This is a genomic window from Micrococcaceae bacterium Sec5.1 (assembly GCA_039636795.1).
GTDB lineage: Bacteria > Actinomycetota > Actinomycetes > Actinomycetales > Micrococcaceae > Arthrobacter.
Genome location: CP143430.1, coordinates 1,024,922 through 1,049,869, shown reverse-complemented (window position 1 = coordinate 1,049,869; position 24,948 = coordinate 1,024,922). Strand labels below are relative to the sequence as shown.

The window sequence follows — 24,948 nt, the reverse complement described above, 5'->3', positions numbered from 1 at the left end:
CTTGAACCACCAGCAGCCCATCCAGGACTTGCGTGCCTATTTGGCCGGCACGTGGAATGTGGAGCGGACTCTGTTGGACCGGGCCTCCGGCACCCGCGGAACCTTTACCGGCGTCGTGCGTTACACGGAAGAGCCCGACGGCGGCCTTCACTACCGCGAAGACGGAACCATGCACTGGCCCACGCACACTGGCCCGGCGTTCCGCGAATATCTCCTCAAGCCTGGCCCTGAAGCGGATTCCATGGACGTTTTCTTCCCCGATGGCCAGCCATTCCATGTGATGAGTTTTGCGGAGCAAGCCAACCAGGACAAACACTGGTGCGATCCCGACGACTACTACGTGAACTACACCTGGGAAGGCCCGGACGCGTTCCGTTTCACGTGGGATGTCCGCGGTCCGGCCAAGGATCTGCTGCTGGAATCGCATCTGGTCCGAGTGAACACCTTGTCCGAATCAACAGTGGGAGGCAAGCGTGAGCGTTACTGATGTGATCGTGGTCAGCGCCGTGTGCGTTTATAACAAGGAGGGCCAGCTCCTGACCGTCCGCAAGCGCGGCACGGACAAATTCATGCATCCAGGCGGCAAACCCGAGGCTGGCGAAACCGCGGCAGAAGCTGCAGCCAGGGAATTGTTCGAGGAAGTAGGCATCGAGGTTGCTCCCGAAGACCTCGAACCCCTGGGCGCTTGGCTCGCAGTGGCCGCCAACGAGGCCGCGACCAACATCGAAGCCACGGTCTTCACCGCTCCTGGGATTTGGGAAGCGCACCCTTCGGCCGAGATCGCCGAGATCCGTTGGTTGGACCTCACGGCACCCCTACCCGGGGACCTCGCACCGCTCCTGACGGATCACGTGCTGCCTTTGCTCACCCCGCCCAAGTAGCTGGCATTAGTGGTTGTTCTGAGGGCTCAGAACAACCACTAATGCGAGCTAGTTACGGACAGCGTTAGAGTTCCGGAACTGCTTCCTCAGCCACCGCCGTGGCTTCCGCGAACTGGGTCCGGTACAACTCCGCATAGCGGCCATCGGCAACAAGCAGTTCGGTGTGAGTGCCACGCTCCACGATCCTGCCGTCCTCTACCACCAGGATCACGTCCGCTGCACGGATCGTGGACAACCTGTGCGCAATCACGACGGCGGTACGCCCCTCGAGCGCTTCCCCCAAGGCCGCCTGGACGGCGGCTTCGTTAGTGGAGTCCAGCGCGGCGGTCGCCTCATCAAGAATGACGACGCGAGGCTGCTTGATGAGCAAACGCGCGATGGTGAGCCGTTGCCGTTCGCCACCGGAGAGCCGGTACCCGCGCTCGCCGACGACTGTTTCCAGGCCATCCGGAAGAGACCGAATCATGGGTTCCAGGCGTGCACGCCGGAGCACCTCCCACATGTCTTCTTCCGTGGCATCCGGCCGGGCCAGGCGCAGGTTGGATGCAATGGTTTCGTGGAACAGGTGGCCGTCCTGGGTCACCATGCCCAGCGTGTCGCGCAGTGAGTCAAAGCCGAGGTCCCGGACATCCACGCCGGTACCAGGTCCCTGCCCGCCAAGGCGCACGGCTCCGGAGTCGACGTCGTAGAGGCGCGACAAAAGTTGGGCCACTGTGGACTTTCCTGCGCCGGAGGAGCCCACCAAGGCGACGGTTTGGCCTGGCTCAACACGGAAGCTGACACCATGCAGGACTTCCTCGCCGCCACGCGTGTCCAGCGTGGACACGTCTTCCAAGGAGGCAAGGGACACTTTGTCAGCCGACGGGTAGGAGAAGCGGACGTCGTGGAATTCCACGGCGACGGGTCCGGATGGAACGGCTACGGCGTCCGGCTTTTCCGTGATGAGGGGCTGCAGATCCAGGATCTCGAAGACCCGCTCGAAGCTGACAAGTGCGCTCATGATTTCCACACGCGCGTTGGAGAGGGCGGTCAGCGGAGCGTAGAGACGGGTCAGGAGGAGGGCCAGGACCACTACGTCGCCAGGTGCCAGTTGGCCACCAAGTGCAAGCCAGCCGCCCAGTCCATAAACGAGGGCCAGGGCCAGTGCCGAGACCAAAGTCAGCGCCGTGACGAAGGTGAACTGCAGCATGGCGGTTCGGATGCCGATGTCACGCACCCGGCCGGCGCGGGCAGCGAACTCCTGGGATTCCTCGTCCGGCCTGCCGAAGAGTTTCACGAGTGTGGCGCCGGGAGCGGAGAACCTTTCGGTCATCTGCGTACCCATGGCAGCGTTATGCGCGGCCGCCTCGCGTCGGAGGTCGGCCAGCTTGGATCCCATACGCCGGGCTGGTATCAGGAAGATTGGCAGCAACACCATGGCCAGGACAGTGACCAGCCAGGACGTGTTGAGCATGACCACCAGGGTCAGGGCGAGCGCCACAACGTTGCTGACCACACCGGACAACGTGCCGGCGAAGGCAGACTGTGCCCCGATGACGTCGTTGTTCAGGCGGCTGACCAGCGCGCCTGTCCGGGTCCGGGTGAAGAAAGCGATGGGCATGCGCTGCACATGGTCGAACACGCGGGTGCGCAGGTCCACGATGACGCCCTCGCCAATGGTGGAGGACAACCATCGCGTCACCAGGCCAACCCCAGCCTCGCCGACAGCCACAATCGCGATGAGTACGGCCAGCCAGATGACCGTGGCCACATCCGCCTTGGCAATGATGGCGTCAACCACTTGCCCCGCGAGCACTGGCGTGGCGACGGCGAGGAAGGCACCCGCGATCGAGGCAATGACGAAGGCGATGAGCTTGGCCTTGTGCGGCGCGGCAAAGCCCAGCACGCGCTTCAGCGTTTCCTTGGAGAACGGCTGTGAACCGCTCTTAGCTGTGGTGATGTTGTAAAGCGAGCTCCACGCTACGCGGTCCATACTCATGGTTACTTCTCCTGGCCGAGGGTGTGGTGAAGCTCCTGGACACGGCCATTTTCCAGGTGCCAACGCGAATCGAGCCGAACATTCTGAAGCAAACGCCGGTCGTGGGTGACCAGCAGGAGGGCGCCTTCGTAGCTTTCCAGCGCCTCTTCAAGTTGCTCGATCGCGGGGAGGTCAAGATGGTTGGTGGGTTCGTCCAGCACCAGCAGGTTCACGCCACGGGCCTGCAGGAGGGCCAGCGCAGCACGGGTTCGTTCTCCCGGGGACAACGAATCGACGGTCCGCGAAGTGTGGTCCGCTTTCAAGCCGAACTTGGCAAGGAGCGTGCGAACGTCCGCACTGTTCCAATCCACCAGCACAGCTTCGACGGCGTCGCCCAGCTGCCGTCCGCCGTCGAGCAGTCCGCGGGCCTGGTCGATTTCGCCGATGGCGACAGACGCGCCCATGGAGGCTTCGCCGTCGTCCGGTTTCCGGGTGCCGAGCAGCAAGCGCAGGAGAGTGGATTTGCCGGCGCCGTTGGGCCCGGTGATCCCGATGCGCTCACCGCCGTTGAGCTGGAGGTTGACTGGTCCCAGCGTGAAGTCGCCTTGATGGACCACGACGTCACGAAGGGTTGCGACGACGGCACTTGAGCGGGGCGCCTGGCCGATGCTGAACTGCAGTTGCCATTCCTTGCGCGGTTCCTCTACCTCGGTGAGGCGGGCGATGCGCGACTCCATCTGGCGGACCTTCTGTGCCTGCTTTTCGGAGGACTCGGTGCTCGCGGCCCTGCGGATTTTGTCGTTGTCTGGATTCTTCTTCATCGCATTGCGGACGCCCTGGGAGCTCCACTCGCGCTGGGTCCGTGCGCGGGACACAAGATCGGCCTTGGTGTTGGCAAAATCTTCGTAACGTTCGCGGGCGTGGCGCTTGGCGACCGCACGTTCCTCGAGGAACGCTTCGTAGCCGCCGTCGTAGACAGCCACTGAATTCTGGGCGAGGTCCAGTTCCACAACGGTGGTGACGCAGCGGGCCAGGAACTCACGGTCGTGGGAAACCAGAACCACTCCTCCGCGCAGGCCCTGCACGAAAGCCTCCAGCCGGGCCAGGCCATCAAGGTCCAGATCATTGGTGGGTTCATCAAGAAGGACAACATCGAAGCGGCTGAGCAGCAGTGCACCCAAAGCAACCCGGGCAGCCTGCCCGCCGGAGAGCCCGGTCATGAGGGCATCGGTACCAAGCTCCAGGCCAAGGTCTGCCAGCACGGCCGGAATCCGGTCCTCGAGGTCTGCAGCGCCGGATGCCATCCAGCGGTCAAAGGCCAGGGAGTATGCGTCATCCGCTCCGGGAGCCCCGGAACCGAGGGCCTCCGCGGTGGCTTCCATCTCGGCAGTGGCCCGGGCGCACCCCGTGCGGCGCGCGATGTAGGCCCCGATGGTTTCGCCCACGGTACGCTCATGTTCCTGTGGCAGCCAGCCCACAAAGGCGTCCGACGGGGCCAGGTTGACGGTCCCCTCCTGCGGCTGGTCCACGCCGGAAAGGATGCGCAGGAGCGTCGATTTGCCCGCGCCGTTCGCACCCACCACGCCCACCACATCGCCGGGAGCAACGGTGAGGGAAAGCTTTGAAAAGAGCGTGCGGTGGCCGTGACCACCGGCAAGATCCTTGGCCACCAGTGTTGCAGTCATTCTCTATTCCTCTCGCAGCGCCACCACGGCGCTCGCGTCTACATCACCAGCACGGTAAAACAAGCGCGGGTTCACTTACGAAACGCGGCCTCACCACCCGTGATTCCCACGGGCATGGAAAAACCCGCTGGTCCGGACTTGGGGGGTGTACGGACCAACGGGTTCAAGCATCAAGCATAATTCAATGTGGCGTCGGCGTAAAATCAATCCGTACCCTTTGCTTCGGTTCCCCTGTGGGTGATGCCGGACTTGCCGTTTGAAATATCCCAGAAAGCGCTCCATGCCCTTACCGTCCAAGGCGTTCCAACGCTGGCTTCACGGCGTTGCACCCAACGCCAGCACAGCGGACGTCTGCAGGATTTCCGGGATAAAACGGACAACGCTGGCCCAACAGTTGGTCCGGGGCAAGGTGGCAGAGTCAACGTTGGTCAGCATCAGCCGGGGCTATCACGTGAATCCCGTGCAAGCCCTTGCCACGTTTGACCTCTACGCAGATCTTCGAGGCGACCCCGTCCCGCCCACGCCGGATGAACTGGTGAGCCAGATTGCCACCATGGATTTGCTGCGCGCGGTGGTGGAACGCAGTGAACCGGGGTCCGTCTCCGTCACAGGACTGTCGCCAACACCGCACCCCACCGCGGTTCGCAACTGGGTGGATGCAATCGACGACGGCGAGTTGCGGCACCGGGTCAGCGAAGCCACCGGCATCGCGCCACAGAACTTCTCCGCCCACCTGACCGCCAACAGGCTTCCTCCCGAGTTGGCCATCGCGACGTCGCGGGCTGCCGGCGTCGGACCAGCGGGCGGGCTGGTTGCTGGAGGGCTGATCACGGAGGCGGAGGCCGGTTGGTCCCCCAACGGGCGGCAGGAGGCCCTTGACCAGATGACCTTGGGCGAGCTGGTGACCCTCGCCGGTGAGAGGCTTCAGGCGCTGGGCAAGACCTTGCGCCGCCAAGAACAAGACCACGAACGAACTGAACGAATTTGGGAGAATCTCGGATGACGGCTGTCCTGCCTTGGGCAACGCTGCTGGTGTGCCTGGCGATTACCATCGCGCGGATTCCGAGCCTGCTCAGGGGTGAGAACCGGGTGGTCTTCTACATTTTCGCGCTGATCACCCTGGATATCCTTCTCAGCATCGAGGCGCCATACCTCGCCATCGATGCCCTTCTTGGCGGGGTTAACGTCACCAACCTGATCCTGCGGTTCCTGCTGTACGGCACGTTCCTGCTGATGGGCATCAAAATTGCCATGGGTTTCGCTTCCAGGTCAGCGGAACGGGCCATTCGTGGCCCTTGGGGGCTGACAGTCCTCGGAATCACGGTGGCGTTGACCACGTTCTTCTTTGTCATCACGGACACCCGCGGCTCCACGGCGGGAATGACAGGACTGACCTGGGGACCTTCAATGGAGGCCTACGCGGCTCTGGGCCGCTTTTATCCTGGATACGTATCAGCCTGTTTGCTGCCGGCGATCTGGCGCACCATCATGGGCCGCTACCCCGCCTTGCTGCGTGCCGCCTCGGCCCTCCTGTTCGTTGGGCTGGCGTTGCTTTTGGTGTCCCAACTCTTCCCACTGATCCCGCTGGTGCACCTGTGGCTGCGTTCCCTGATCAACTACTCCGCCGTGCTGGCGACGGCCATTGGGCTCGCCGGGATCTGGTTTTCCAAGGCGTTTGCGCGGCGGAAAGCAAGACGCACAGCGTAAGACTTTCACAAAACCATTAGATCGTGGCACAATCATGAATGTGTGAACGCGGTTGCAGCCTGGCACCGGAATCAGAGAACGGGTTTCCGGTGAATGTGGCGCCCACGTGATCACAATTGGGGGGATGAGTGGTGGCGGGCTGTTGGGGACCGCCCCCACTCAGCCTTTTTAACCACCCTTTCCGCAGGCCTCCAAGCCTTTCCTGCCGGGAATCCGTGGTGGCCCGTGACTAAGATGGCTCCATGACCAGCCTTCGCTCCCGCCGTTCTCTTTTCGCCGCTACCCTGGCCGCCGCCGCCATTGCACTGTCTGCCTGCGGTGGCGGTTCCACTCCAGCCCAGTCCGGTGGCGATACATCCTTGTCCGACGTGAAATCCAAGGGCGAACTCGTCATCGCAACGGAAGGAACCTACCGCCCGTTCAGCTTCCACGCCGAGGGCGCTGGTGAACTGACGGGCTTCGACGTTGAGATCGCCAAGGCCGTTGCTGAAAAGCTGGGCGTGAAGGCGAGCTTCCAGGAGACGCAATTCGATGGGATCTTCGCGGGTCTGGACGCCAAGCGGTTCGATACCATCGCCAACCAGATCTCCATCAATGATGAGCGCAAAGCCAAGTACGAGTTCTCCAAGCCCTACACCGTCTCTACCGGCGTTGTGGTGACCAAGAAGGACAATTCCAACATCAACAGCTTCGCTGACCTCAAGGGCAAGACCACCGCGCAGTCGCTGACCAGCAACTTCTACAAAATGGCCGTGGAGGCCGGCGCCAACGTTCAGGCCGTTGAAGGCTGGGCCCAGTCTGCCACCCTCGTACAGCAGGGACGCGTGGACGCTACCGTCAACGACAAACTCACCTACTTGGACTACGCGAAAACCACCCCGGATTCCGGTTTGAAGGTGGCCGCCGAAGCACCGGACAAGACCGAGAGTGCACTGGTGTTCCGCAAGGGTTCCACCGAGCTGACCAAGGCTGTAGACAAGGCGCTGGATGATCTTCGGGCAGATGGAACCCTGGTAAAGATCTCCGAAAAGTACTTCGGTGCGGATGTCACCAAATAAATGAACTGGGACCTCATTTGGAGTTCCTTCGGGCCAATCATCACGGGGGCCGTAACGGGCACCATCCCCCTTACCCTGGCCTCCTTTGCGTTTGGCCTGGTGCTGGCCTTGGTGGTGGCGCTGTTGCGGCTGAGCTCGAATTGGCTGCTGTCCGGCATAGGTCGTTTCTACGTCTCGGTCATCCGCGGAACTCCCCTGCTGGTGCAGCTGTTTGTGATCTTCTTCGGCCTTCCCAGCATTGGTATCCGGCTGGATCCCTGGCCGAGCGCCATCATCGCGTTCTCCTTGAACGTGGGCGGCTACGCAGCCGAGATCATCAGGGCCGCAATTCTTTCCGTCCCCAAGGGACAGTGGGAAGCCGGCCACACCATCGGAATGTCCCACCCCCAAACGCTGGTGCGGATTATCCTTCCGCAAGCGGCACGGGTGTCCGTTCCACCGTTGTCCAACACCTTCATTTCCCTGGTGAAGGACACCTCGCTCGCTTCCCTCATCCTGGTTACTGAACTTTTCCGCAATGCCCAGCAAATCGCTGCGTTCAGCCAGGAGTTCATGGCCCTGTACTTGCAGGCAGCCCTGGTTTACTGGGTCATCTGCCTGATCCTTTCCACTGCGCAATCCGCCGTGGAAAGGAGATTGGACCGCTATGTCGCCCACTGATGCACCTCAACAGCGCGAACCGCGCGTCACCTCAGTCCTGAAGGCCCGGAACCTCGCCAAAGCCTTCGGCAGCAACGTGGTTCTGCGCGACATCGATATCGACATCCGGCGCGGCCAGGTGGTGGCCCTGATCGGGCCGTCGGGTTCGGGCAAGACCACTGTTTTGCGTTCGCTCAACGGCCTTGAAATCCCCGACGCCGGTACCGTCACCTTTGGCGGCACCGGTCGTGGTCCGCGCTCGGCTTCCGGCTCCGGCTCCGGCTCGGGGAGCGAGACCTCTGATGGCCTCTCCATCGATTTCGGCGCCAAAGTGGGCAAGAAGGAGATCGCAGCGCTGAGGGACCGCAGCGCCATGGTGTTCCAGCACTACAACTTGTTCCCGCACATGACGGTCCTGAAGAACATCATTGAAGGCCCCGTCCAAGTCCAGAAGCGGCCCAAGGCAGAGGCCATCGCCGAAGCCGAGCGATTGCTGGAGCGGGTGGGCCTGGCTGACAAGCGGGACGCTTATCCGTTTGAGCTCTCAGGCGGACAACAGCAGCGCGTGGGCATTGTCCGTGCTTTGGCGCTCCAGCCCCAACTGCTGTTGTTCGACGAGCCCACGTCGGCATTGGATCCCGAGCTCGTCGGTGACGTTCTGGGCGTCATCAAGGAACTCGCTGAGGAAGGCTGGACCATGGTGATCGTGACCCATGAGTTGGCCTTTGCCCAGCACGTGGCAGACGAGGTCATCTTCATGGACGGCGGCGTTGTGGTGGAGCGCGGCCCTGCTGCCGAGGTGCTGCGCGCACCCCGGCAGGAACGGACCAAGCTGTTCGTAAAGCGGCTGCAGCACGACGTCTAAACCTCGTGGCGCGGGTCCTCTTGGTGCTGGCCAGCCGTTATCGGGCGAACCGCAACGTGACCAATTGGAACGGGCGCAGGACCAGCTCAGCTGCTGCCTGCCCCACAGTCACTCCAGGGGCCTCTACCGGCCGTTCCAGCAGGTCCGCGGCCTGGACGCCATGAGCTTCAAAGTTGGCCCTGACAACGCCGGCTGAGCGTTGTCCCAAGGATTCGTAAAGACGCACAATGACGTCTCCGGAGCCATCCTCGGCCAGCTTCACTGCCTCCACTGCCAAGGCAGGGTTGGATACGGACACAAGCGGTTCCACTGGCTTGCTGCCCGTGACATAGCGGGCCTTCAGGTTGGTCCGGTAGCCCTCCTCCACGGCATCCCCGATCCCCGCTCCAGGCCTGATGGACAGTTCAAGTGTGTGCTCGCCGCGGTCCGCTTCAGGGTCCGGGAACCTGGCGGAGCGCAACAGCGAGACACGGACGGTGGTCGTCGTCCCCCCGTCTCCGCGGACAGCCCTGGTGACGTCGTGCCCATAGCTGGAGGAGTTGCTGACCGCCACGCCATAACCTGGCTCGGCAACGTGGATCCAGCGATGTGCGCAGATCTCAAACTTCGCAGCATCCCATGATGTGTTCGTGTGGGTCGGCCGGAACACATGGCCGAACTGGGTCTCGGAGGCCGAGCGGTCCGCCCGGACATCCAGTGGGAAGGCGATCTTGAGCATCTTTTCGCGTTCCCGCCAGTCCACTGTGGTGGCGATCCCCAGCGACTCCGCACCGGCGTCGAGCGTTATCCGTTGCGTGATGGTGGAGGCACCAACCGTACGCTTGACCACCACGACGGCGCCTGCCGCCGTACGCTCAAGATCGATGGTTTCCGCCTCCGTCAGCTTGGTGACGTTGCGACGGTAGAACTCCTCGATGTCCCAGGCGTCCCATTCATTGGGAGTATCCCTGAACAGCTCAAGCAGGTTGCCGGGCTGATCGGGGGCAATCGCCTCACGGCCAGAGGAATGATCCGTAAGCGAGGTCAACAAGCCATCACTGTCCACCACGGCTCGGATGATTCCGTTGTCCAGGACGTAGCCGCCATCCTTTTCGCCGGCATCAACAACTGCGTCCGGCTTCACGGCTTCCGCAGCGGCGAGTGCCGGCACGCCAGCCCGCTTGTGTGGGGCCGCGTTGAGCAGGAACTGCCTGTCTCCCTGGCCGACAAGTGCCTGAGCAGCCTGGGTGATGATGGCCTCGAGATCGCGGGCGATTGCCTCGTAGTTCCGCTCGGCATCCTGGTGGACCCAGGCGATGGAACTGCCCGGCAGGATGTCGTGGAATTGCTGGAGGAGCACCAACCGCCAGAGCCTCTTGAGCTCCGCTTCGGGAAAGGCATAGGCGTCGCCCAGTCGCACTGCAGCCGTGGAGCACCACAGTTCTGCCTCACGCAGCAGGTGCTCGCTGCGCCGGTTGCCCCGCTTGGTCTTCGCTTGGCTGGTGTACGTTCCGCGGTGCATCTCCAGGTACATCTCGCCCACCCACACCGGGAGGTTGCGATACTCGGCTTCGGCCGCCGTGAAGAAGTCCTTGGCCGTGCCCAACCTGACCTTGGGTGAACCCTCGAGATCTGCCGTGCGGTGTGCAGCGGCCACCATCTCGCGTGTGGGACCACCACCGCCGTCGCCATAACCGAAGGGAACCAGTGACATTGTGCCGCGCCCGTGCTCACGGTAGTTGCGTTCCGCATGCGCAAGCTCGCGGGCATGGAGCTCTGCGTTATACGTGTCTACCGGCGGGAAATGGGTGAACAACCGGGTGCCATCGATGCCTTCCCACGTGAACGTGTGGTGCGGCATCCGGTTCACCTTGTTCCAGGAAATCTTCTGCGTAAGGAACCATCGCAAACCTGCAGATTTAACGATTTGTGGGAGTGCGCCGGAGTAGCCGAACGAATCGGGCAGCCAGGCTTCCTGGCACTCCACGTCGAATTCCTTCAGGAAGAAACTCTTGCCTTCCACGAACTGGCGCGCCATGGCCTCGCCACCGGGCATGTTGGTGTCCGATTCAACCCACATGCCACCGACGGGAACGAACTGCCCGGCCCTGACCTTTTCCCGGATGCGGACAAAAAGCTCAGGGAAGAATTCCTTGATCCAGGCCATCTGCTGGGCCGAGGAACACGAGAAGACGAAGTCGGGGTTCTCGTCCATGAGAGCCACGACATTGGAGAATGTACGGGCACACTTGCGGATGGTTTCACGGACAGGCCACAACCAAGCGGAGTCGATGTGCGCATGACCGGTAGCCACGAGTTCGTGGGCCGAAGCATAGGCGGGCCGGCTCAGTACCTCTGCCAGTGCCTCGCGGCCTGCGGCAGCCGTTCCCGCAACATCGTCCGGGTCCATGATGTCCAGCATCCGTTCCAGGGCCCGCAGGATTTCGTGGCGGCGCGGCAGCTCCATGGGGAGCTCGTGCATGAGACCACTCAGTGTCCACACGTCCTGGTTCAGTTCCCACACCGTCTCGTTGAGTTCGGCAATGGCAATCCGGCCGAGGCGATACCGGGGTTCGTCTCCGGATGTCGCCTTGTCCCCCAAAGGAGTAGGCGCAAATGACCAACCCTGCGACACATCCGGGTTGGCTGCTGCTTCCACATAGAAATCCACGGACAATCCGCCACCGAGCAGCTTCAGCGGAACGTGGTAGTTACGTGGGGAGATGGCCTTGATGATGCTGGCATCGGCGCGCCAGGCTGTGCCTTCACACTGGAACCCCGGCACGTCGCTGTTGAAGCCAAGGTCCACGATGATTTCCACCGCCGTCCCCTCGGCAGAACCCCAGCCTTCTGGAACTTCACCCTGCAGGCGGAGCCATTTAGTGCTCCACGGCTTACCCCAAGGTGCGCCCGGCTCCTGGGGCGTGAAGAGCTGGCGCATGGCCTCGGCTGCGGGCACGGGTTCTCCAGGCGCATCCCAGCTGCTGAGCTGCAGTGGGACGGACCTGCCGTAAATGGCCGGAAGAAGACGTTCCCGAACGAATCGATCGAGACGCTGTTCAGTGATCCGGCGATCGTCGTGCAATTAAATCCCCTTAGGCATTGGCTGGTGGCAAAGCGTCATGGCTGGCGGGCGAGCCGGCACTTTATGGACGGCGTTATTCGAGGACACAGCGATTCCAATCGATGGATAAAATCTACGTTGTTCCAGCTCAATAGCCAAGTGAACGAGGACTATCCACAGGGAATAGCGGCGCTAGCCAGCCTCTTCTCCCACGATCCGGTCCCTGCCCGCGTACACGTTCAGGCTCGACCCACGGCTGAAGCCCACCAACGTGATACCTGTTTCGTCCGCGAGCTCGGCCGCGAGGCTGGAGGGAGCGCTGACGGCCGCAAGGACGGGAATGCCCGCCATGGCAGCTTTCTGGACGAGCTCGAAAGATGCCCGGCCGGATACCTGAAGAACCGTTCCTTTCAATGGCAGCTTGCCGGCCCGCAAAGCCCAACCCACCACTTTGTCCACGGCGTTGTGCCGGCCCACGTCTTCCCGCAGGCACAGCAGCTCGGAAGTACCGTCGTCGTGAATCCTGAAAAGGCCCGCGGCATGGACGCCACCTGTTTTGGCGAAAACCGCCTGCGCCTCACGCAACCGGTCCGGGAGGGCAGCAAGCGCCTTTACGGGGACCGTGACCTCATCGTCCTGGGGACTGTGCCGCGAGGACTTCCGGACGGCGTCGATCGAGTCGGTGCCGCAAATGCCGCAGGAGCTTGAGGTGTAGACGTTACGGCCGGTGTCCGGACGTTCGACGTCGGGCCGCAGCTGTGCGTCCACGACGTTGAAGGTCTGCACGCCTTCCTCGTCCTCCCCCGCGCAGAAACGCTCGGAGACCAGTTGCCCCGGCTCCCAGATGATGCCCTCCGACACAAGGAATCCCGCCACCAGATCGAAGTCGTCTCCAGGGGTCCGCATGGTCACCGAGAACGACATTTCACCAAGACGGATTTCCAGGGGCTCTTCGACCGCGAGGATGTCTTCCTTGTATCGGACAGGGTGTTCCAGGGCCTGGGGCGATCCGTCCAGGACGAACTTATGCAGCTTTCGGCGCTGGGTCACGCGTCCCATGTCAGGATCCGTTCTCCTCGGGGTGTTTCACGAACCGTACAGTCATCGCCTTGTAGCCGGGCGTGTTGGATTCCCGGGCCACAAGTTCGCGGTGGACCAGGGCGTTAGCTTCCGGGAAGTATGCGGCAGCGCAGCCCTTGGCCGTGGGGTACGCGATCAGCCGGAACTTATTGGCTCGCCGCTCAGTGCCGGCAAAAGTGGAAATGACGTCCACCAGGTCACGGTCCTTGAAGCCCAGGCCAGCGAGGTCTTCCTCGTGGACCAGGATCACCCTTCTGGCGTCCGAGACCCCACGGTAGCGGTCATCCAGGCCATAGAACGTGGTGTTGTATTGATCGTGGCTGCGTACCGTCTGCAGGATCAAGTGGCCCTCTGGAGCTTCAAGATACTCAAGCGGACTGACGGAGAACCGTGCTTTGCCGATGTCAGTTGCGAAGGTACGGGTATCCCGTGGCGGGTTCGGCAGGACAAAGCCGTTCTTCGTCCGGACCCTGGCGTTGAAGTCCTCGAACCCCGGGATGACACGTGAGATGTGGTCCCGGATCACGTCATAGTCCTCTGCCATGGCGCGCCAGTCCACTCCGTGATCATCCCCGAGTGTCGCCTGCGCCATCCGGGCAACGATGACCGGTTCGCTCAGGAGGTGCTCGGAGATCGGAGCCAGCCTGCCCTGCGTCTTGTGGATGACGGACATTGAATCCTCCACCGACAGGAACTGCTTGCCCTTGGGGTGTTTGTCGTCCGTGTCCGTGCGCCCCAATGTGGGCAGGATCAGGGATGTCTTCCCGTGCACCACGTGGGCACGGTTCGGCTTGGTGGAGATGTGCACAGTCAGTCCAGCAGTCTTGAGCCCGGCTTCCAGCGCTGCGGTGTCAGATCCGGCTGCAGCAAAATTTCCACCCATGGACACGAAGACATCTACTTCCCCCTTTTCCAGGGCGTGCTGGGTCTCCACGGAGTCATATCCATGCTCGCGAGGCATCTGGAATCCAAACTCCTTGTCCAGCGCAGCAAGGAACGTTTCGCCCGGCTTCTCCCAAATACCCATGGTGCGATCGCCCTGGACGTTGGAGTGGCCACGCACCGGGCAGGCCCCGGCTCCCCGCTTGCCGAAGTTGCCTTGGAGCAGGAGCAGGTTGATGATCTCCTTCAGCGTATCCACGGAGTGCGGCTGCTGGGTCAAGCCCAGCGCCCAGCAAATAATGGTCGCCTTTGATTTGGCCATCAGCCCCGCCACAGTGACGATCTCCTCGCGGGACAGACCTGTTGCGCGCTCGGTTTCGTCCCAGTCCAGCTGGGACCGCGCCTTGGCGTACGCTTCGAAGCCTTCGGTCTGCTTCCCGATAAATGACTTATCGACGATCGTCCCCGGGTTCAGTTTCTCTTCCTCCAGGAGCAGGTGGCCCAGGGCCTGGAACAGAGCGAGGTCGCCACCGACCTTGATCTTGAGGAATTCGTCCGCGATAGTAGTGCCGCCGCCGATCACGCCATTGAGCGACTGGGGGTCCTTGAAGTTCAGCAGTCCCGCTTCCGGAAGCGGGTTCACTGCAACGATCTTTCCGCCGTTGTTCTTGCAGTCACGCAAAGCGGACAGCATGCGCGGATGGTTGGTTCCGGGGTTCTGGCCCACCACGAACACCAGTTCGGCGTGGTGGATGTCTTCCAGCGAGACCGTTCCCTTGCCGATCCCGATGGTCGGGTTCAGCGCGCTGCCCGAGGACTCATGGCACATGTTGGAGCAGTCCGGCAGGTTGTTGGTGCCCAGGCTGCGGGCGAACAACTGGTACATGAACGCGGTCTCGTTGGCCGTCCGGCCGGAGGTGTAGAAAACGCAGCGATCAGGTGTGGTGGCATTGATATGCTCCCCGATCAAGGCAAAGGCTTCAGTCCAGCTGATCGGGGAATAGTGGGTATCCCCCGGTTTGAGGACTACAGGCTCGGCGATTCGCCCTTGGCTCCCCAACCAGTATTCGGTCTTGTCTTCAAGATCGGCGATGGAATGTGCTGCCCAGAAATCTGCCCCCACTGTCCGTGTGGTGCTTTCCTCAGCGATTGCCTTGGCGCCGTTCTCACAGAATTCCGCGGGACTGCGACGTCCCGTGATGGATTCCGGCCAGGCGCAGCCCGGACAATCAAAGCCGTCATGCTGGTTGACCCTGAGCATGGAGCGGACCGTGCGGGCTACTCCTGCCTGGGAGTAGCCCCTTTCAAGGGCGACAGTGACAGCCTTGAGGCCTGCCGCAGCCTTCTTGGGCGGGTGGATTTGCAGGTCATCTTCATTGATGTCCTGTTCGGGAGCATGCCTGTTCATGGGTCCATCATTGCAAGCCCGGGCACCCAGTTGCCACCTGCGTCCACCCGGCGACCCCTAGGCTTCCAACGCGCTCCAGTCAACAGGACCGGACGGGGCCTTCTTTTGTTGCCGGGCCGGCGACTTGCGTGGTTTTCCTTCAGCGGCCTTGGGTGCGGGCAAAGGTTTACCCCACGGCAAGGGAAAGGCCGGGACCAGTTCGCCCATCTGGACACCATGCGGCGGCACCACCAAGACGCCATCTGCTCCCGCCAGCCCACGCATCATCCCCGGGCCGGCATGCTGCGCGGGCGATGCCAATCCGTAGACCAGTTTGAAAGGCATCAGGCGCGTCCGTCCAGGATCGGCGTCGATCATTGCACCGCTGGGAACCTCGCCAACGTCCTCCAGCTTCCCGTGGCCAAGCGCTGCGAGCAGCGGGCCCCCAACCGTGAACAATGCCATCATGGCAGCCAGCGGATTCCCGGGCAGGCCCAGCACGAAGCGTCCGTCCGGAAGCTCCGCCAACACGGCCGGGTGGCCGGGGCGCATGGCAATGCCATCGATCAGCAGCCGGCCGCCCAGTTCAGCCACGGCCCTCCTGAAATGGTCCGTCCCTGAGCGTCCGGTACCGCCTGTAGTAATAACGACGTCGGCCGGCGGCTCCGGTGCTGCATATGGTTCCGCGGGTTCAGGCTCGGTGTCCTGCAAAGCCGCAAGCCAGTCGTCGTAGTTGTCGCCAACCTTGAGTTGCTCTCCTGCGATGCCACCAAGGAGTTCGACGACAGCGCCTAGCTGAGGTCCGAAGGTATCCCGGACCTTCCCCGGTAGGGGAACCCCTTGCGTCACCACTTCCGAGCCCGTCAGGAGGAATCGCACCAAGGGTTTCCCCAGGACTTCCAACTCATCGAGGCCCGCCAGGGCAGCCAAGGCAATGTGCGCAGGATTCAGGACGGTACCGGCTTTGAGCAGCACGTCCCCTTCTGCGGCTTCCTCGGCAGCTTTGCGGATGTGCTGGCCATTGCGTGGCTCCCCCGGCTTCGCCAAGCCGCCGAGCGCAAGGATCGGAAGGCCGTCGTCGTCCGTGGTAATAACGCCGCTTTCGGTGCGCAGAACGGCCTTGGCGCCGGGCGGAATGAGTCCTCCGGTGACGATGGGACTGGCCTGATGGGGAGCAAGTCTGTGGCCGGGCTCAACAAGAATCCATGGACCCGTTCCGTTGACAGCCCAGCCGTCCATGGCGGAGGACGCATAGTGCGGCATGTCCTGAATGGCCACTGCATCCGAGGCCAATGTCCTTCCCAAGGCAGCCTTCAACGGCACTGGGCTTGGCGGGATGGGAGCGGCGACGTCAAAGGCACGCTGCCGGGCCTCATGCCATGTGTGTGCCGCGTGGTGGTGGCCCTGTCCGGGGGCCTCGGTCATTCCGCCTCAGTCCCGGGCTCCAGGTATTGCTTGGCAACCTGGCGGGCCAGATCCAGGGCAGCGCTCATGGCGGTGTCGTCCGCGGCTTGCCCGATCCCCCTGGCCATGCCCGCAGCGTAACCTGCGATGAACGTTGTCAGTGGCGCAGCAGGCCGCACCACGGAGTGGGCTGCAACTCCTGCCACGGCAAGGACTTCATTGATGTCCACTTCAACGCCCTCAAGCTCAAAGGCCTGCAACAGTGTGCGGCACCAGTCCTCGAGCGTCTCTTCCTGGCTCTTCATGTCCGCCTCCTGCTCGTCGTGTATGCCCAAGGCCTCAGCGTCCTCCCACGTGTCCACATCATCGGTAGACCCATCGGGAACAGTAACGGCCAGCAGGTTCAGCCTAGCAAGCAGCCGGAACACTGAAGAGTTCGTTAACGCCGAAGCTGCCGCAACTTCCCTTTCCAAAGCCCGGGTGCTGTAGATGCCCAGGAGGGGCTGTTGCCGGCCGTCGGCTGAAACGGCCATTGCGCCTTCCACTTCAGGATGCGCACGCAGTCCTTCCCATAGGGGCTCAATGCCCCTGGCGGCGTGCGGCATGTCGCATGCCAGGACGAGCGTCCACGGCGCTGGCTCCCCATTGTGGTGAAAGGCCGCCAGACCGGCAGCAATGGCGGCGGCAGGGCCGGCAAAGGCCGGCTCCTCCCGGGCGCTAAGAACTCCATCAGGCAGGACGCCGCCGATACCAGAGGTGTCTGGACCAACCACCACCACAGCGGAGGCTCCCCGCGCCGCCTGCAGGGCATGCGAAAGGAGGCTGGCGCCGTCGAACGTTAATCCGGGCTTGGGCACGCCACCGAGGCGGGTGGCCCTGCCACCCGCCAGAATCACAGCGTTGAACTCCATCCGCCCAGAGTACCCGGACGGCGGGAGGGCAACAGAAATCGATCAGGCGGCGGATTCCGGCAACAGGAACGGATCCCAGTCCGGCGCAGGTTTCTCGAGTTCTTTGATCTGCCACATGGTTCCTGTGGGCACGCCAGGTTTGAAACGAAGTTTCCAACCCATCTCGGCGAGCGTGTGGTCACTCTTGGCGTTGTTGCATTTCAAACACGCCGCAACCAGGTTTTCCCAGGAATCCGCGCCGCCCCTGGATTTGGGGTGGACGTGGTCTATGGTGTGCGCTGTTTTCCCGCAATAGGCGCAGCGATGGCCGTCGCGGCGGAGTACCCCGCGGCGGCTCACGGCAGTGATCTTGTTGTACCGGGGCCGGATGTAGCGATTGAGAAGAATCACGGATGGTCTTCCGAGAATCTCCTGTGGCCCGACGACAGGCTCGTCGCCTTCGGCCACCACGCTAGCTTTTCCAGTCAGCACAAGGACCAGCGCCCGGCGGAAGGTTACTACCGCCAGCGGTTCATATCCAGCATTCAGAACGAGTGTGCGCATGCACGTACCTCTTCACGGCCGCACCCGTCAGGGGCACGAGGGCCGGCTGCCCTCTGCTTGTACGGGCTGTGGATCGACAACACAAGGGTAAGCACTCATATGCCATATCAACGAATTTTTCTGCCGTTTCACCTGCGGTGTTGGCGAAAGTTCATGTGCGGGACACCTTGCTCGTTAAAGCAGAACACCCCGCCGGCAGGAGCCTGCGGGGTGTTCCGTGGAGTATTTGATCAGCCGTTGACGCGGATGAAAACGGGGCCGGAGCCAACGTTCACGCTGAACAGTGCCGTGGTGGATCCGTTCCATCCACCGTGGACTGCCATGCCGTTGCCGACGTAAACAGCGATGTGTGCCATTCCGCCGTAGCCACCGTTGGCGTAGTAAGCGAGGTCGCCGGGCTGCGCTTCAGCCGCACTGACCGTGCGGCCGAGGGAGAGGTAGCCGGCCGGCCAATCGTGGAAGTGAATACCGACGGCGGCCAGCGAGTTGGTCACCAGCATGGTGCAGTCCTGTGTGACACCGAGCTGTGCGTAGGCCGCTGCAGCGATAGCTGCACCGAGGCCGCTGGATGCAGCAGGCGCCTTGGCCGCGGAGGTATCAGTGTTGACCGCCAGAGTAGCGGTGCCGCCGGCAGCCGGAGCTTCCTTGGCAGGTGCCTTCTCGACGACGGGAGCCGGGGCTTCGACAGTCTTGACCACGGGGCGCTCGTAGGAGATGGCAACGCTGGAATCGGCAGCAATGGTGGCCTGGGCAACCGACTGCACGTCAAGGGCGGACGCAGACGTGGATTCGCGCTGGACATTGGTATCCGCAGCATTTGCAGCCACGCCGCTGGTCAGCACAAGGCCTGATGCAGCTGCGATCACTGCTGCCTGACGGCCAACGCCACCGGCGTTGTCGCTGACAGCTTTGGCAATGACGGCAAGTGAGCTGGTCTTGGGGGCCTCAGCTCTATGCCGTGCAACCTTGTTTGCACTGGTCATGATTACTCTCTTTTCGTATCCGCGCACGGTGGGGACGCACGCGGGTTATGGGCGGCCAGCACTTGGGGGGCATGCTGGCTTACCCCGAATGGGATTTTCCTAGCGGAGGGTGAAGAACGAGGATGTGCCGGTGGCTGCGACCGGGGTCAGGAGCGTCCCCTGGCTGGGGTTCAGCGCGCTGATCATCATGCCGTTGCCGACGTAGATGCCCACGTGGGCTCCGCCGTTCTGCATGACGAGGTCGCCGGGGGCCGGCGTGCTGGTGGGCTTCATGGCCGTCCAGGCATTGACCCGGGGGATGCTGATGCCGGCCTGGGCGTAGACCCACTGGGCAAATCCAGAGCAGTCCCAGCCGTTGGGGGAAGTGCCGCCCCAGACATAGGGGTGGCCAATGCCGGTGTAGGCAATTGCTGCGAGTCCGGAAGCTGCCGCGCTGGATGCGGCATCCTTGGCCGTGGAGGACAGGGCAGCGAGGGTGTCGCCCGTCTGGCCTTCGGCTGCCTGCGTGCGCTGGGAGGCGCGCTGAACCTTGGGGGCTTCCTTGGTAGCCACAACGGGGCTTTCGAAGGAAACGGTTGCCGTGGGCTCAGCGGTAACAACTGCGGTGGCGACCAACTGCTGGGTGCTGGAGGATTCCGACTTGGAAACGTCGGTGTCAGCGGCCTGGGCCGGGAGTCCAACGCTGAGAACAAGTCCCGAGGCTGCGGCCAGAACGGCGGCTTGGCGGCCTACGGTGCCTGCATTGGTTGAGACAGCCTTGGAAAGGGTGTTCAACGGGTTCGTACGAACCAATTCGGCGCGATGGCGCGCAGGGGTAGTGCGTGATGACACGAAGGTAGCCTCTCCCAATGCCTGCGAGGTGAGCTGTCGGATTCGGATGGGAGTCATCCGGCCGCGCGGCTTCAAGGAAGCTTTTGCGACTTAACCCCAAGGCCTTCTGATTCGAAGGCCAAAATTGGTTCCCCCGCCCCTGCCAGACGATTTTTGCGAACGGACCTCGAGTGGTGGCAGAGCTAGGCAATCCACTCAAGTGCATCGGCCCCCTAAAAAGCCGATGCGCTTTAGACGGTACAACAGATATTCGTGAATGTCACATTCAGGTCACGGGCGTGTCATGAATGCGATAGACAACCATCAACTGGCTCAGAGCCAGCCCATGGGGTCTACGACTTCACCGTTTACCTGGACCTCGAAGTGGAGGTGGCAACCCGTAGATGCGCCTGTAGTGCCGCTCAGCGCGACAGTATCGCCACGGCTGACAGTCTGGCCCACCTTGACGTTGAAGGACGACAGGTGGTTGTACGTGGTCTCGAGGCCGTTGCCGTGGTCAATCACGACGCGGTTGCCTCCGCCGTACTCATGCCAGCCTGCGAACGTGACCTTGCCTGCGGCTGCGGCGTGAACGGCAGTACCGCACTGGGCTACGAAGTCCTGGCCGCGGTGGAAGTCACCGGTGCCGCCTGTAAGGGGGCTGACGCGGTAGCCAAACGGCGATGCCGTGACCAGCTTGTCCAGAGGGCTTCCCAGCGTGCCAAGTGAGGATGCGCGCTGGATGCTCCCCGCCGACTGGGCGCTCAGCAACTGCTTGAGCTTGCCGTCAGGATCAGCGGCGGTAGCGACTGCTGCGCGAGTGAAATCGATTTTGGCAGAGGCTGCCGCAGAAACTTCGGGTTGGCTGCCACCCGGTACGGAGAGGGCCGCCTCGGCCTGGCCGGATTCGGATGTGGCCATGACGGGGCTTGTGGCAGGCAGGCCTACAGTCAGGGCAAGTCCGGTGGCGGCAAGCGCGACGCCGGCCTTCTGCCCGACACCACTGGCTGCGGCGAAGTCGGCTACCTGGCGCAATGGGCTCTTGCGGCGGCGCACCTGACGCGGGGTGTCGCGTGGCCGGATCTCCATTGCGGCGCGGGCTGGCCGCAGCTCAGCAGCGGGGCCGGACGCGCGGCGACGGCCCCTGACGTTCTGCGATGTCAAACTCTGTTCCTCTCTGGAAAGCCTGCGAAGTTAGCTGTCGGATTCGGGTCAGAGAGTTCAAAGACCCGGTCCGCACGAAGCGCAAACGGCACACAGGTATCCCCGGAAGGACTTGCGTTAGTAGGCACTTCTGCTGCGGACTTCACCCCAAGGCTGCTTCTTTAGGCAGCCGCTTGTGGTTCCCCCGCCTCTGCCAGTAGTTGATGACACACCTGATCTGCTGGCAGAGCTCGGCTCCAGATCAGGTAACGCTTTGGTATCGACGCTAGTAGATAACTATAGGCGATTAAAGCCCGCAGTAATAAATTCGTTATCTTCCCAAACGACCGTGTTGTGGACGCCCCCATATCACCAGTCGCAGGAATCCGCAGGTCACACGCGCGCCAGCCGCCCCAAAGTGAGATCTGACACGCTTTAGGGTCAGCTGACAGCGACGAAGACGTGCGCAGCTACCTCGGGAGGCAGCTCCAGTGCTCCTTCAATACCGGGAACGCGGACGGAGATGTACTCCCCCACCCGTTCCAAGGAGACAGTTGCGCCTGGACGAATTCCGCCTTCATCGAGCTGGGTGAGGAGTTCGGGCTCAACCTGGATGGGTTCAGCAAGCCGGCTGACTACTACGCGGGAATCGGCAGCGTACCCGTCCATGGCATGCAGCAGGTTCACGTCCAAGCGGGCAAGGGGCTGGTTGGCGAGGCCGCCAAGCGCCTCCAAACCCGGGATGGGGTTGCCATACGGCGACTCGGTGGGGTGCTCCAACAACTCATACAGGCGCCGTTCCACCCGTTCACTCATGACGTGTTCCCAGCGACACGCTTCGTCATGAACGTATGCCCAGTCCAGACCAATGACGTCCGCCAGGAGCCTCTCGGCAAGGCGGTGCTTCCGCATGACTTCGGTGGCCCGCTTGCGCCCGACTTCGGTCAGTTCCAGGTGGCGGTCGTTGGAAACAATGACCAGGCCATCGCGCTCCATGCGTCCAATGGTCTGGGAAACCGTGGGACCCGAGTGCCGCAGACGCTCCGCAATGCGTGCGCGAAGAGCCACGATGTTCTCTTCTTCAAGCTCCAAAATGGTCCGAAGATACATCTCAGTGGTATCGATCAGATCCGTCATCCAGCTCAGCTCTCCTCGAACGCATTTCTTGCGTAATCTCCACCGTACCGCGTCCCCTCCAAGGTGGATGGTGTGCAACCGACACCTCAGGAACGTCAACCCAAGCCTAGCTTATTTGGAATTAGTCTGGATAATTTTTCCCTGGGTCGCAATGCCCATGGTGCTCCGGCATTCCACGTGGCGGACTATGACAACCGCAGATTCCTGACGGTGGGTCCGGTCAGGCAGAATGAGGGAGTCGAAGGGGCAGCCGATGCCACCTGCCCACCTCCCCCTCTCTAACCGATACCCATTGGAGCCACACGTGAGCGACAACAGCATCACTATTCCCGCCGACCTGCTGCCCAAGGACGGACGCTTCGGCGCGGGACCGTCCAAGGTGCGCCCGGAACAGGTCCAGGCCCTGTCTGACGCGTCGACCACCATACTTGGCACGTCACACCGTCAGGCACCGGTCAAGAACCTGGTGGGTTCGGTGCGCGAAGGACTCAGCCAGTTCTTCCGTGCACCTGAGGGCTACGAGGTTGTCCTCGGCGTAGGCGGTTCCACAGCGTTCTGGGACGTAGCGGCTTTCGGCCTGGTTGAGAAAAAGGCCCAGCACCTTTCCTTCGGCGAGTTCGGTTCCAAGTTTGCTGCGGCCACCAACAAGGCCCCCTTCCTCGATGCATCCTCCATCATCAAGTCAGAGCCCGGCACGCGACCGGCCTCCCAGGCAGAGGCCGGCGTTGACGTCTACGCCTGGCCCCAGAACGAGACATCAACCGGTGTTGCAGCCCCCGTCAAGCGAATAGAGGGCGCCGACGCCGGATCGCTCGTCCTGGTGGACGCTACCTCTGCCGCCGGCGGGCTGGACGTGGACGTCGCCGAATCGGATGTCTACTACTTCGCCCCGCAGAAGAACTTCGCCTCTGACGGCGGCCTGTGGCTCGGCCTGTTCTCCCCCGCGGCGTTGGAGCGCGCCGCCCGCATCAAGGCCAGCGACCGCTGGATTCCGGACTTCCTGGACCTGCAGACCGCAATCGAGAACTCCAAACTCAACCAGACGTACAACACACCTTCGCTGTCCACGCTGGTGACTCTGGACGCACAGGTGCAGTGGCTCAACAGCAATGGTGGTCTGGACTTCGCCAGCAAGCGCACAGCAGACTCTGCCAGCCGCATCTACTCCTGGGCCGAGGCTTCCGAGTACGCCACACCGTTCGTCGCAAAGGCTGAGGACCGTTCCAACGTGATCGCCACCATCGACTTCGACGACTCCATCGATGCAACGGCAATCGCCAAGATCCTGCGGGCCAACGGCGTGGTGGACACTGAGCCGTACCGCAAGCTTGGGCGAAACCAGCTCCGCATCGCCACTTTCGTCGCTATCGAACCGGACGACGTCTCAGCCCTGCTCGCCAGCATCGACTATGTCGTGGGCGAGCTCAAGAAATAAAAAACTCAAGAACTAACTGCCGCGACTTTCCGCGAAAGGCAGGAAACGGCGTCGTCGGGATTGTTCCCGGACGGCGCCGTTGCCGTTAATCCCCTAAGCGGGCGACGGCGTCGTCGTCCTCTTCGTCGGCCGCCTCGGCTTCAGCATCGGATGCTTCGGCGGCGTCGTCTTCCGCAGCCTGCACGGATTCCTCGGTCACTTCCTCTACCGTCTCCTCCACCAGGGGCGTCTCGTCCTCCGGGCGGACACGCTTTGCCCAGGGAACCCATTCCGGGGCCAGGATGGAATCCTCAGAAGGCAGGAGGCCAAGCTCGCTGACTGTGACGATCTTTGACCGGCAATTGCGGGTGATCACGGCATACCACTGCCACCCGCCATATCCCGCAAGCTTCGACTCGAACAAATGCGTGACCACGCGGTCGCCCTCGGACTTTGCGCCGATGTGGGCACCCACCTCGCCCGGGTTCGCGATAGTCTCCACCGCTTCCCGCGCGACGTCGACGGCGGCAGCCAGGAACGCATCCGGCTTGCCAACGCGCCACACGGGGATGCCGGCCCGCTGCTTCGCTGCGACCGGCTTCCGCGCAGGGGTGTCGCTGTTTTCAGGGGCTTGCCCGTTGACAGGATTCCCCCCGTTGACAGGATTCTCCCCGGCGACAGGAAGTGGGGCGGCGTCAGTGACGACCCCAGGGCTGGCCTGCGCGTCCCTTCCTGCCTGTGTATCCTGTGCGGATTCCGAAGTCATGGCAGTTCCTAGGCTTCCAGCTCGTCGGCAACCTTGCGCAGCGCCATACCGATAGCCTTGGCCTTGTTGCCCTCCGGGTACTTGCCGGAAGATAAAGTACCGGACAAGTTATCCAGCACGGTCACGAGGTCCTGCACCAAAGGCGCCAGGTCCTTGGCGTTCATGCGCTTGGCCTTGGCGATGGAGGGCGTCTTGTCCAGGACCCGAAGGCCCAATGCCTGGGCACCGCGACGGCCATCGGCCACGCCAAATTCCACACGCGTACCGGCTTTGAGCTCGGTTACGCCTGCGGGCAGCGATGTCTTGGGCAGGAATACCTCCTGGCCGTCCTCAGCCGCGAGGAATCCGAAGCCTTTTTCCTTGTCATACCACTTGACCTTGCCGGTGGGCACGTAATCAACCTTCTTCGTTCTTGCTTTGGAGACACGTCGCGCCGCCACCGCATCCGCAGGGATTTGCGGGATCGAGGGAGACAGCACGGTCCGTGTTGGTCTGTTACTTCAAGGTTATCCTGCCGGACCAGCTATTCATGCTTTGCCGCCGCTTTGCGGCGCCTTGCTGCACCCGTTGCTGCACCTTTCCTGATCCTTTCCTGCACCCTGGCTGCGGCAGGGGCCGCGATGCCGGCCGCCGAGGAGCCCACAGGCCTGGTT

22 protein-coding genes and 2 riboswitches are annotated in these 24,948 nt (G+C 62.6%); of the genes, 8 read left to right on the top strand and 14 right to left on the bottom strand.

Going from position 1 to position 24,948, the window contains the following annotated elements:
• Nucleotide 1 precedes the first annotated feature (1 nt).
• Nucleotides 2-487, top strand: a complete 486-nt coding sequence (locus tag VUN82_05025; protein ID XAS73215.1) for a DUF6314 family protein — start codon at nt 2-4, stop codon at nt 485-487.
• Nucleotides 474-881 (top strand): NUDIX domain-containing protein, encoded by a 408-nt coding sequence (locus VUN82_05020; protein ID XAS73214.1) that lies wholly within the window; start codon nt 474-476, stop codon nt 879-881. The genes VUN82_05025 and VUN82_05020 overlap by 14 nt, the downstream gene beginning before the upstream one ends.
• Before the next feature lie 64 nt (nt 882-945).
• On the opposite strand, the gene VUN82_05015 is transcribed toward VUN82_05020, so the two are convergent.
• On the bottom strand, nt 946-2,859 hold the full coding sequence (locus tag VUN82_05015; protein XAS73213.1) for an ABC transporter ATP-binding protein: 1,914 nt from the start codon (nt 2,857-2,859) through the stop codon (nt 946-948).
• A 2-nt stretch (nt 2,860-2,861) separates the two neighbouring features.
• The gene (locus VUN82_05010) at nt 2,862-4,523 is read right to left on the bottom strand and encodes an ABC-F family ATP-binding cassette domain-containing protein (GenBank protein ID XAS73212.1); all 1,662 of its coding nucleotides are present in this window, start codon (nt 4,521-4,523) and stop codon (nt 2,862-2,864) included.
• Nucleotides 4,524-4,803: 280 nt separating this feature from the next.
• Here VUN82_05010 and VUN82_05005 point away from each other — a divergent pair, with 280 nt between their 5' ends.
• The 5 genes from VUN82_05005 (at nt 4,804) to VUN82_04985 (ending at nt 8,792) form a co-directional block, all read left to right on the top strand.
• Nucleotides 4,804-5,526 (top strand): hypothetical protein, encoded by a 723-nt coding sequence (locus VUN82_05005; GenBank protein XAS73211.1) that lies wholly within the window; start codon nt 4,804-4,806, stop codon nt 5,524-5,526.
• Nucleotides 5,523-6,230, top strand: coding sequence for a hypothetical protein (locus tag VUN82_05000; GenBank protein ID XAS73210.1), 708 nt, complete (start codon nt 5,523-5,525; stop codon nt 6,228-6,230). Before VUN82_05005 ends, VUN82_05000 begins: the two co-directional genes overlap by 4 nt.
• Before the next feature lie 242 nt (nt 6,231-6,472).
• On the top strand, nt 6,473-7,288 hold the full coding sequence (locus tag VUN82_04995) for an amino acid ABC transporter substrate-binding protein (GenBank protein XAS73209.1): 816 nt from the start codon (nt 6,473-6,475) through the stop codon (nt 7,286-7,288).
• Complete coding sequence (locus tag VUN82_04990; GenBank protein ID XAS73208.1) at nt 7,289-7,948, top strand: amino acid ABC transporter permease; 660 nt, start codon at nt 7,289-7,291, stop codon at nt 7,946-7,948.
• Nucleotides 7,935-8,792 (top strand): amino acid ABC transporter ATP-binding protein, encoded by an 858-nt coding sequence (locus VUN82_04985; protein ID XAS73207.1) that lies wholly within the window; start codon nt 7,935-7,937, stop codon nt 8,790-8,792. Before VUN82_04990 ends, VUN82_04985 begins: the two co-directional genes overlap by 14 nt.
• A 37-nt stretch (nt 8,793-8,829) precedes the next feature.
• Here VUN82_04985 and VUN82_04980 read toward each other — a convergent pair whose 3' ends face one another.
• The 10 genes from VUN82_04980 to VUN82_04935 form a co-directional block, all read right to left on the bottom strand.
• Nucleotides 8,830-11,856 (bottom strand): glycoside hydrolase family 38 C-terminal domain-containing protein, encoded by a 3,027-nt coding sequence (locus VUN82_04980; protein ID XAS73206.1) that lies wholly within the window; start codon nt 11,854-11,856, stop codon nt 8,830-8,832.
• 171 nt (nt 11,857-12,027) lie between these two features.
• Nucleotides 12,028-12,894, bottom strand: a complete 867-nt coding sequence (gene fdhD / locus VUN82_04975; GenBank protein XAS73205.1) for a formate dehydrogenase accessory sulfurtransferase FdhD — start codon at nt 12,892-12,894, stop codon at nt 12,028-12,030.
• A 1-nt stretch (nt 12,895) separates the two neighbouring features.
• Nucleotides 12,896-15,205: an FdhF/YdeP family oxidoreductase gene (locus tag VUN82_04970; GenBank protein ID XAS73204.1), complete on the bottom strand. Its 2,310-nt coding sequence runs from the start codon at nt 15,203-15,205 to the stop codon at nt 12,896-12,898.
• 57 nt (nt 15,206-15,262) lie between these two features.
• A complete protein-coding gene (locus VUN82_04965) occupies nt 15,263-16,609 on the bottom strand; it encodes a molybdopterin molybdotransferase MoeA (protein ID XAS73203.1) in 1,347 nt (448 codons plus the stop codon).
• Nucleotides 16,606-17,499, bottom strand: coding sequence for an NTP transferase domain-containing protein (locus VUN82_04960; protein XAS73202.1), 894 nt, complete (start codon nt 17,497-17,499; stop codon nt 16,606-16,608). The genes VUN82_04965 and VUN82_04960 overlap by 4 nt, the downstream gene beginning before the upstream one ends.
• Nucleotides 17,500-17,541: 42 nt before the next feature.
• Complete coding sequence (locus VUN82_04955) at nt 17,542-18,042, bottom strand: HNH endonuclease (GenBank protein ID XAS73201.1); 501 nt, start codon at nt 18,040-18,042, stop codon at nt 17,542-17,544.
• 230 nt (nt 18,043-18,272) lie between these two features.
• Nucleotides 18,273-19,025 (bottom strand): NlpC/P60 family protein, encoded by a 753-nt coding sequence (locus VUN82_04950; protein XAS73200.1) that lies wholly within the window; start codon nt 19,023-19,025, stop codon nt 18,273-18,275.
• A 99-nt stretch (nt 19,026-19,124) separates the two neighbouring features.
• Entirely contained in the window at nt 19,125-19,856 is a 732-nt protein-coding gene (locus VUN82_04945; protein ID XAS73199.1) for an NlpC/P60 family protein, read from the bottom strand.
• A 4-nt stretch (nt 19,857-19,860) separates the two neighbouring features.
• Nucleotides 19,861-20,045, bottom strand: a riboswitch (cyclic di-AMP (ydaO/yuaA leader).
• A gap of 123 nt (nt 20,046-20,168) precedes the next feature.
• Nucleotides 20,169-20,999, bottom strand: coding sequence for a M23 family metallopeptidase (locus VUN82_04940; protein ID XAS73198.1), 831 nt, complete (start codon nt 20,997-20,999; stop codon nt 20,169-20,171).
• A 4-nt stretch (nt 21,000-21,003) separates the two neighbouring features.
• Nucleotides 21,004-21,245: riboswitch (cyclic di-AMP (ydaO/yuaA leader) on the bottom strand.
• Nucleotides 21,246-21,419: 174 nt separating this feature from the next.
• The gene (locus VUN82_04935; protein XAS73197.1) at nt 21,420-22,115 is read right to left on the bottom strand and encodes a metal-dependent transcriptional regulator; all 696 of its coding nucleotides are present in this window, start codon (nt 22,113-22,115) and stop codon (nt 21,420-21,422) included.
• Between the two features lie 304 nt (nt 22,116-22,419).
• Here VUN82_04935 and serC point away from each other — a divergent pair, with 304 nt between their 5' ends.
• Nucleotides 22,420-23,550, top strand: coding sequence for a phosphoserine transaminase (serC, locus tag VUN82_04930; protein ID XAS73196.1), 1,131 nt, complete (start codon nt 22,420-22,422; stop codon nt 23,548-23,550).
• A gap of 85 nt (nt 23,551-23,635) precedes the next feature.
• Here serC and VUN82_04925 read toward each other — a convergent pair whose 3' ends face one another.
• Nucleotides 23,636-24,295, bottom strand: coding sequence for a DUF3027 domain-containing protein (locus VUN82_04925; protein XAS73195.1), 660 nt, complete (start codon nt 24,293-24,295; stop codon nt 23,636-23,638).
• 8 nt (nt 24,296-24,303) lie between these two features.
• On the bottom strand, nt 24,304-24,687 hold the full coding sequence (locus VUN82_04920; protein XAS73194.1) for a cold shock domain-containing protein: 384 nt from the start codon (nt 24,685-24,687) through the stop codon (nt 24,304-24,306).
• Nucleotides 24,688-24,948: the final 261 nt, after the last annotated feature.

Coding starts and splice junctions, on each gene's coding strand:
- VUN82_04960 (XAS73202.1), bottom strand. CDS start 17,499: ATGGAGTTCAACGCTGTGATTCTGGCGGGTGGCAGGGCCACCCGCCTC.
- VUN82_05000 (XAS73210.1), top strand. CDS start 5,523: ATGACGGCTGTCCTGCCTTGGGCAACGCTGCTGGTGTGCCTGGCGATT.
- VUN82_04955 (XAS73201.1), bottom strand. CDS start 18,042: ATGCGCACACTCGTTCTGAATGCTGGATATGAACCGCTGGCGGTAGTA.
- VUN82_05015 (XAS73213.1), bottom strand. CDS start 2,859: ATGAGTATGGACCGCGTAGCGTGGAGCTCGCTTTACAACATCACCACA.
- VUN82_05005 (XAS73211.1), top strand. CDS start 4,804: ATGCCCTTACCGTCCAAGGCGTTCCAACGCTGGCTTCACGGCGTTGCA.
- VUN82_05010 (XAS73212.1), bottom strand. CDS start 4,523: ATGACTGCAACACTGGTGGCCAAGGATCTTGCCGGTGGTCACGGCCAC.
- VUN82_04965 (XAS73203.1), bottom strand. CDS start 16,609: ATGACCGAGGCCCCCGGACAGGGCCACCACCACGCGGCACACACATGG.
- VUN82_04925 (XAS73195.1), bottom strand. CDS start 24,295: ATGACTTCGGAATCCGCACAGGATACACAGGCAGGAAGGGACGCGCAG.
- VUN82_04995 (XAS73209.1), top strand. CDS start 6,473: ATGACCAGCCTTCGCTCCCGCCGTTCTCTTTTCGCCGCTACCCTGGCC.
- VUN82_04970 (XAS73204.1), bottom strand. CDS start 15,205: ATGAACAGGCATGCTCCCGAACAGGACATCAATGAAGATGACCTGCAA.
- fdhD (XAS73205.1), bottom strand. CDS start 12,894: ATGGGACGCGTGACCCAGCGCCGAAAGCTGCATAAGTTCGTCCTGGAC.
- VUN82_04950 (XAS73200.1), bottom strand. CDS start 19,025: ATGACCAGTGCAAACAAGGTTGCACGGCATAGAGCTGAGGCCCCCAAG.
- VUN82_04990 (XAS73208.1), top strand. CDS start 7,289: ATGAACTGGGACCTCATTTGGAGTTCCTTCGGGCCAATCATCACGGGG.
- VUN82_04935 (XAS73197.1), bottom strand. CDS start 22,115: ATGACGGATCTGATCGATACCACTGAGATGTATCTTCGGACCATTTTG.
- VUN82_04985 (XAS73207.1), top strand. CDS start 7,935: ATGTCGCCCACTGATGCACCTCAACAGCGCGAACCGCGCGTCACCTCA.